Raw genomic sequence first — 7,560 nt, forward strand, 5'->3', positions numbered from 1 at the left:
TGCCCGCCGGTCGCTGCTTCGGGAGTACCCTGCAGACGCTCCCTCTGGGCAATGCCCGAACGCGGCCGCGAATAAGACTGATTCCGTTCCCCACAAAATACGAGATCGCGTCGACGCGTTCACCAGTGCTGCCGTCCAGTCCGCGTTCGCAACACCATCGGGCGCGGACTGGATGATCGACGTGGCGAACGCGTCGACGCGATCTCAATTTTAGTGGGTCATCGAGGCACTGCCGGTTCGCGCGCGCGGCCGGGGCAAAACCCGGAGGGAGCGTTGCGAGTCTTCGAGCACAGCGACCGAGGGTTTTAGCCCGGAGCGCAGCGCGCAGAGATGCTCCGGCTCTCAGTCTCCGGCCGGGGCAGGAGCCGCCGGCACGTCGTTCGAGCGGTCGGTGGTCAGTCCGTAGCGGGCGAGCAGGCCGGCGCGGCTGGCGGTCACTGCGGAGCGCTCCAGGACGAGCAGGACTCCGGAGTCGGTCACGAAGCGGACGTACGGGTCGGTGCCGCTCTCGATCTCTTTCACGAGGCTGTCGAAGTTCTTCACCACCTGTCCGTCGACGGAGTAGATGGTCGAGTTCTCCGCCCAGTTGTAGCCGCGGTTCACGTCGTCGGAGAGCACGCCGGTGATCATCACGATCTCGTCGCGCTCGTTCTGTCCGTGCGGCGCGAGCAGCGTGCGGTGCGAGCCGGTGGTGAACTCTTCCTCGTAGAGGAAGGGGTAGGCGGGCGGGCGGCGGTAGCTGCGGACGTACTGCGACGAGAGCGGCTGGAAGACCAGGCCGCCGTAGACGTAGTAGCGCGGGTGGCCGTCCTGCTCGCGCGTGCGCAGCATGTTGGGCGAGGTGGTCGACGCGATCTTCACCGTCTTCTTCTCGCCGTTGCGCAGGTAGGTGACTTCGATCGGCTCGCCGACCTGCTTGCCCTCCTCGATGTAGGCCGCGTTCACGCGCACGCCGTCCTTCAGCGGGACCTGGCACTCGCGGTCGATCGGCGTGCCGTCGAAGGCCAGCACCACGTCGCCCACCTGGAGCACGCCGTCGGCCGCGGCGCCGTGAGACACCAGCACGATCAGCCCGCCGCCGGTCTCCTTATCGAGCCCGAGTGACTTGCGCAGCGACGGGTTCTCGAGCGGCTGGAGGGCGATGCCCAGGTCGGGCACGCCGTCGCGCTTGCCGTCCGACACGTCCTTCAGGAAGTGTTTGATCACGGGCGCGGGCACCATGTAGCCGATGTTCTCGGCCTGGTTCATGACCTGCATGGCGATGCCCACGATCTTGCCGTCGGGGCCGATGACCGGGCCGCCGCTGTTGCCGGGATTGATCGCCGCGTCGATCTGGCCGCGCAGGAAGTAGCCGAACGAGTGCACGTAGCGCTCGACCTCGAGCCGAGACACCACGCCCGAAGTCACGCTCGCGCCGGAGCCGCCCTCGGGGAAGCCGTAGACCGACACGTGCGACTGGATCGCCGGCAGCTCACCCACTTCCAGGGGCTTGGTGCCTTCGAAGAACGCGGGGTCGGCGACCTTCAGCACCGCGAGGTCGACCTCGTGACTCACGAACTCGAGCTCGGCGGTGAAGCGGCGGCTCGAGCCCTCGGTCTGGACCTCGAGCATGCCCGCGTCCTCGACCACGTGGGCGTTGGTGAGAACGCGCTTGCCCGCGATGATCGCGCCCGAGCCGGTCACGGAGTGCGGGCGCATCTTCTGCCACGGCGCCGCGAGGTCGGGGTGATTGTGGATCGCGAACACGTGCACCAGCCCGCTCGGCATGGGGCCCTTGCTGGCTCCCGGGTCGCCGGCGCGGGCGACGCTGGAGACACAGAGGGTGAGGATCGTGAGCAGGAGCATGGCCGTACGACCAACGCGCGAGGCGAGGGGGTTCATCGTGGGGGGGTATCGGCCCGGCGCGAGAAACTCCTGAGTCGCTTCTGGCGGAGGCGTCGCGCCCGTCAGCCGCCGCGCCGAATGACCCGCCCGGGCCGTGCGCCCGTGTGAGCTCCATGGCGGGCCACGCGCGTGCCGTTGACGAACACGGCATGAATCCCGGCGGGCGGATGATTCGGGTCTTCGTAGGTCCCGACGTCGATGATGCCCCTGGGATCGAAGAGGACCAGGTCGGCGAAGGCTCCTTCACGAATCACTCCGCGGTCGGCGAGCCCGAACTTCCTGGCCGGGAGGCCCGTCATGCGGTGCACGGCTTCGGCGAGTGAGAAGAGACCGAGCTCGCGTGCGTAGCGGCCCAGCACGCGCGCGAACGTGCCCCACAGCCGCGGGTGCGGCTTGCCGGGCAGAGTGGGTATGCCGTCCGAGCCGATCATGGTGCTCGGGTGGCGCATCACGGTGCGCACGTCGTCCTCGCTGATCATGTGCGTGACGACGGTGACTCCAGGCGCGTCGGCGATCACCTTCTCGGCGGCGGCCTGGGCTCCCAGGCCGAGTCGCTGCGCCAGCTCGGCGATCGTGAGCCCTTCCCACTCGACGTGACCGGGCGCGGAGGCGACCACGACCCGCTCGGGGGCGATCGCGCCCCTGGCCCCGCCTCGGCCGTCCAGGGCGCCGTCGCGTGCGACTGCCTCGAGCACGGTGCTGCCCGCCGTGTAGGGGTACTGGTCGGCGTGCACGTCCTGCCCTTGCGCCTGCGCGCGCTCGATCAGCGCGAGTGACTCGCGCACGAGTCCCCAGGCGCGTTCGCCCGCGGCTTTGTGATGGGAGATCTGGACGGGAATGCCGGCGCGGCGGCCGATCTCGAGCGTCTCTCGCACCGAGTCGAGCAGCCCCATCCCTTCGTCGCGCATGTGGGTCGCGTAGAGCGCGCCGCTGCCGCGCAGCTCGCTCGCGAGCTCCACGATCTCGTCGGTCGTGGCGTGGCGGCCCGGCTCGTAGATCAGACCGGTCGAGAGTCCGACCGCGCCCGCCTCCAGGCCTTCGCGCACGAGCGCGCGCATGGCGTCCAGCTCCCTGCGATCCGGCGCGCGCTTCTCGCCGCCCATGGCGGCCGCCCGCACGGTGCCGTGACCGATCAGGAAGGCGGCGTTCACCGCTGGAGGATCGGCCTCGAGTCTCTCGGCATAGCCGCGATAGCCTTCCCACTCGGGCAGGCGCGCATCCGGATGGACCGCCCGCGCGAAGCCCATGGCTTGGCGCCAGGGCGCTGCGCCCATGCCGCAGTTGCCCACCACGCAGGTCGTGACTCCGCCCAGCACCTTGAAGTCCATCTCGGGGCGCGCCAGCAGCGCGAAGTCGTCGTGGGTGTGCACGTCGATGAAGCCGGGCGCCAGCGCGAGGCCCGCCGCGTCGAGGGTCACGTTCGCACGTGACTGGCTGCTCGGAGCCACGGCCGCGATCCGGTCGCCGCGCAGCGCCACGTCGGCGAGCCGCGGCTCGGCGCCGGTCCCGTCGTAGAGCGTCGCCCCCCGGATCCAGACGTCGAAGTCCTGCGCCATGGCGCGAGGATACCGCTTCGCGCTAACCACAGGTCCTCATGTACGTGCTCGCGCTCGACCAGGGGACCACGAGCTCGCGCGCCATCCTGTTCGACGTCGCGGGCAACGCGGTGGCGAGTCAGGCGCACGAGTTCAAGCAGCACTATCCGCAGCCGGGCTGGGTCGAGCACGATCCGCTCGAGATCTGGGACACCCAGGTCCGCGCCGCGCGCGGCGCGCTGTCGCGCGCGCAGGTGCGCGCCGACGAGGTGATCGCGCTCGGCATCACCAACCAGCGCGAGACCACGGTCGTGTGGGAGCGCGCGACCGGCCGGCCGATCTACCCGGCCATCGTGTGGCAGTCGCGCCAGACGGTGGAGCTGTGCGAGGAGCTCGTGCGCCGCGGGCTCGAGCCGGTGGTGCGCGACCGCACGGGCCTGGTGGTCGACGCGTACTTCTCGGGCACGAAGCTCTCCTGGATCCTCTCGAAGGTCGACGGCGCGCGCGAGGCCGCGCGCCGCGGAGAGCTGCTGTTCGGCACGATCGACACGTGGCTCGTCTGGAAGCTCACCGGCGGAAAGGTCCACGCCACGGACTATTCGAACGCGTCGCGCACCATGCTCTACGACATCGGGCGCCTGCGCTGGGACCCCGAGCTGCTCGAGGCGCTCGACATCCCGCCGCAGGTGCTGCCCGAGGTGCGTGACTCGAGCGGTGACTTCGGCTCGGCCGACGCCGAGCTGCTCGGCGCCGCGCTGCCCATCCGCGGCGTCGCCGGCGACCAGCAGGCGGCGCTGTTCGGCCAGGCGTGCTTCGAAGAGGGCAGTGCGAAGAACACCTACGGTACCGGCTGCTTCATGCTGATGAACACCGGCCCCAAGCTCGCGCGCTCGGCGTCGGGGCTGATCTCGACCATCGCCTGGGGCATCGGCGGCAACGTCGAGTACGCGCTCGAGGGCGCGGTGTTCGTGGCAGGGGCCGCCGTGCAGTGGCTGCGCGACGAGCTGGGCCTGTTGCACAGCGCGGCCGAGAGTGAGGCGCTGGCGCGCTCGGTGCCCGACACCGGCGGCGTGTACGTGGTGCCGGCGTTCACGGGGCTGGGCGCGCCGTACTGGGACCCGGCCGCGCGCGGCACGATCGTGGGACTCACACGCGGCACGAGCCGCGCGCACCTGGTGCGCGCCACGCTCGAGGCGATCGCGTTCGAGAGCACCGACCTCTTGCGCTGCTTCGAGCGCGACACGCGCGTGAAAGCGCACCAGCTCCAGGTGGACGGCGGCGCGACCGCAAACGACTTCCTGATGCAGTTCCAGGCCGACGTGATGGGCGTGCCGGTGCGGCGACCGAAGGTGCTCGAGACCACGGCGCTGGGGGCGGCCTATCTCGCGGGCCTGGCCGCGGGCTTCTGGAAGGACCGGCGCCAGATCGCGAAGAACTGGCAGGAGGACCGCTACTTCGAGCCGGCGATCTCCGAGGCCGCGCGCGAGTCACTCTACGCGGGCTGGCTGCGCGCCGTGGAGCGCGCGCGCGGCTGGGCGGTCTCGTGAAGAACATCGCGCATCGGGGCGCGTCGCGAGAGCGCCCCGAGAATACGCTGGCGGCCTTCGAGCTCGCGGTGACTCAGTCGGCCGACATGATCGAGACCGACCTGCACCTGCTCCGCGACGGTGCGGTGGCGCTCTATCACGACGACGACCTGCAGGGCCGGCCCGTCGGCGCCTACTCGCTCCCCGAGCTGCGCGCGCTCCTGCCCGACGCACCGACGCTCGCGCAGACGCTCGACCGGTTCGCAGCGCGGATCGCCTGGAACCTGGAGATCAAGGCGCCGCGCAGCGGCCCTTACCCGGGTCTCGAGGCGCGCGCGCTCGACGAGGTGAGGCGGCGCGGGATCCTCGAGCGCACGCTGTTCTCGAGCTTCTCCGATGCGGTGCTGCGCAAGCTGCGCGAGCTCGAGCCCAAGGCGCGGCTCGGCACGCTGGTCTCCGCGCGCTTCCCCGACGGCATCCTCGCGCGCGCAGCCAGCGTCGCGGCCGAGGCCGTGCACCTCGACCTGCGGCTCGCGAGCGAGGAGCGCGTGACCGAAGCGCACAAGGCCGGCTATCAGGTGAACGTGTGGACCGTCGACGCTCTCGAAGACCAGAAGCGACTCATCGCGTACGGCGTCGACGGGATCTTCACCAACCTGCCGGCGCAGCTCCGCGACCTGCTGCGCAGTCAGTAGGCGTTGGGGTCGTTGAAGCCGCGCAACAAGGTCAGGAACAGGATCCGCAGGTCGAGGCCGAGTGACCAGCGGCGCAGATAGGCCATGTCGAGCTCCAGGCGCCGCTCGATCGACGTGTTGCCGCGGCAGCCGTTCACCTGCGCCCAGCCGGTGAGTCCGCCCTTCACCGTGTGGCGCAGCATGTAGCCGGGCAGACCCGCGCGGAACTCGCGGATGAACTCCGGCCGCTCGGGGCGCGGGCCCACCAGGCTCATCTCGCCCTTCAGCACGTTCCAGAACTGCGGGATCTCGTCGAGGTTGGTGCGGCGCAGGAACGCGCCGAGCCGGGTGCGGCGTGAGTCGTTCGCCACCGCCCAGACGGCGCCCGTGTCTCTCTCGGCGTCCACCACCATGGTGCGGAACTTGATCATCGAGAACAGCCGGCCGTCGAGGCCCATGCGCTCCTGCCGGTAGAACACGGGCCCGGGCGAGGAGCGCTTCACCGCCAGCGCGAGCAGCGCGAACAGCGGCGCGCCGACCAGCAAGGCCGCAGCCGAGCCCACGATGTCGACCGCGCGCTTGGCGATCGCGTTCCAGCCCACCAGCGGTGACTCGATCAGCCGGATCATGGGCAGGCCGTCGAAGTCCTCGATGCCGCCCTGCACGGTGTCGATGCCGAGCAGGTCGGGTACGAAGCGCACCGCGGCGGTGGTGTCGTGCAGCTCGCGCAGGAGCTTCAGCGGGTTCGCCGGGTCGGCGCGGTCGAGCGCCAGCACGACCTGGTCGATGTCCTCGTCCGACACCACCGTGTGTAGGGCCTCGTAGCCGCCGAGCCAGGGCGCGCCGCTGCCCAGGCCCGCGGACGAGGGCCCGAGGAAGCCGCGCACGCGGAAGCCGAGCTCGGGGAGCCGGGTGAGTCGCGCGTGGATCTCGCGCGCGAGCGTACCCGTGCCCACGATCAACACGTTCTGCACGAAGCGCCCGTTGCGGCGCAGCCGGCGCAGCGCGGCGCGCAGCGCGAGGCGCGAGGCCACGAGGTAGACCCCCGCCGTGCCCGCGAACAGGCCGACCGTGAGACGCGAGACCCAGGCCAGCCGCCCGAAGAAGGTCAGGGTGGCCAGGAACAGCGTGCCGAGCAGGCAGACCTCGACCAGCCGGCGGACCTCGGAGGGCAGTGAGTGCACCCGGTGCCCGTCGTACAGCCCGCGCCAGCGCAACAAGATGTGCCAGATGGGCAGGATCCCGATCAACAGCCAGGGGTAGTCGGACAGCGTGTAGGCGTGCTCGGGCTCGGGCATCCAGCCCGACACGAAGCGCAGCCAGGTCGCGGTCTCCCAGGCCAGCGCCACGCAGGCGAGATCCGCCAGGGCGAGCAGGCCGCGCAGCACCTCACTGTGTTTGCGAAGCACGCGGAAAGGCTAGCAGGCAAGCGGCGAAGCCGCGCGCAGTGAGCCGCAGGCGAACGTAGACCTATCGGGGGGAGCCGCCCGTGAGGTCCCGGTCGATCTGCGCCGCGGCCTCGCGGCCCTCGGCGATCGCCCAGACCACGAGCGACTGGCCGCGCCGCATGTCGCCAGCGGCGTACACGCGCGGCACGCTGGTCGCGTAGCCGGTGGTCGCGACGTTGCCCCGGTCGGACAGGGTGACACCGAACTGTTTCAGCATGTCGTCCCGCACCGGGCCCACGAAGCCCATGGCGAGCAGCACCAGATCGACGTCGATCGTGAAGTCGCTGCCCTTCACCACTTCCATGTCACGGCGGCCCGAGGCGTCGGGCTGGCCGAAGCGCACGCGCACGGCCTTCAGCTTCTGCACGCGGCCGTCCGTGCCCGAGAAGCCCACGGTCGACACGCCCCAGTCGCGCGAGCCGCCTTCCTCGTGCGAGGTCGACGTGCGCAGGATCTGCGACGGCGCCGGGTGCACCGGCCACGGCGCTTCCTC

General features: G+C 70.7%; 6 protein-coding genes. 2 read left to right on the forward strand and 4 right to left on the reverse strand.

Annotated features, from left to right (window positions below; translation table 11 throughout):
* Window positions 1-342: 342 nt before the first annotated feature.
* Together VMR86_16170 and VMR86_16175 are read right to left on the reverse strand one after the other, a co-directional pair.
* Window positions 343-1,881 (reverse strand): trypsin-like peptidase domain-containing protein, encoded by a 1,539-nt coding sequence (locus tag VMR86_16170; GenBank protein ID HTO08585.1) that lies wholly within the window; start codon window positions 1,879-1,881, stop codon window positions 343-345.
* Window positions 1,882-1,946: 65 nt separating this feature from the next.
* The gene (locus VMR86_16175) at window positions 1,947-3,440 is read right to left on the reverse strand and encodes a D-aminoacylase (protein HTO08586.1); all 1,494 of its coding nucleotides are present in this window, start codon (window positions 3,438-3,440) and stop codon (window positions 1,947-1,949) included.
* A 38-nt stretch (window positions 3,441-3,478) separates the two neighbouring features.
* Here VMR86_16175 and glpK point away from each other — a divergent pair, with 38 nt between their 5' ends.
* Both glpK and VMR86_16185 read left to right on the forward strand, forming a co-directional pair.
* Window positions 3,479-4,966: a glycerol kinase GlpK gene (gene glpK / locus VMR86_16180; GenBank protein ID HTO08587.1), complete on the forward strand. Its 1,488-nt coding sequence runs from the start codon at window positions 3,479-3,481 to the stop codon at window positions 4,964-4,966.
* Window positions 4,963-5,640: a glycerophosphodiester phosphodiesterase gene (locus VMR86_16185; protein HTO08588.1), complete on the forward strand. Its 678-nt coding sequence runs from the start codon at window positions 4,963-4,965 to the stop codon at window positions 5,638-5,640. Before glpK ends, VMR86_16185 begins: the two co-directional genes overlap by 4 nt.
* Here VMR86_16185 and VMR86_16190 read toward each other — a convergent pair.
* Both VMR86_16190 and VMR86_16195 read right to left on the reverse strand, forming a co-directional pair.
* Window positions 5,634-7,028, reverse strand: coding sequence for an undecaprenyl-phosphate glucose phosphotransferase (locus VMR86_16190; protein ID HTO08589.1), 1,395 nt, complete (start codon window positions 7,026-7,028; stop codon window positions 5,634-5,636). The two genes, VMR86_16185 and VMR86_16190, sit on opposite strands and share 7 nt — an antisense overlap.
* A gap of 61 nt (window positions 7,029-7,089) precedes the next feature.
* Window positions 7,090-7,560, reverse strand: a 471-nt coding sequence (locus VMR86_16195; protein ID HTO08590.1) for an FAD-dependent oxidoreductase, incomplete at its 5' end; no start/stop codon positions are given.

The organism is Myxococcota bacterium (assembly GCA_035498015.1).
GTDB lineage: Bacteria > Myxococcota_A > UBA9160 > SZUA-336 > SZUA-336 > VGRW01.

Excerpts from the sequence above, each read along its gene's own strand:
- glpK (HTO08587.1), top strand. The coding sequence starts at position 3,479 with ATGTACGTGCTCGCGCTCGACCAGGGGACCACGAGCTCGCGCGCCATC.
- VMR86_16170 (HTO08585.1), bottom strand. The coding sequence starts at position 1,881 with ATGAACCCCCTCGCCTCGCGCGTTGGTCGTACGGCCATGCTCCTGCTC.
- VMR86_16175 (HTO08586.1), bottom strand. The coding sequence starts at position 3,440 with ATGGCGCAGGACTTCGACGTCTGGATCCGGGGGGCGACGCTCTACGAC.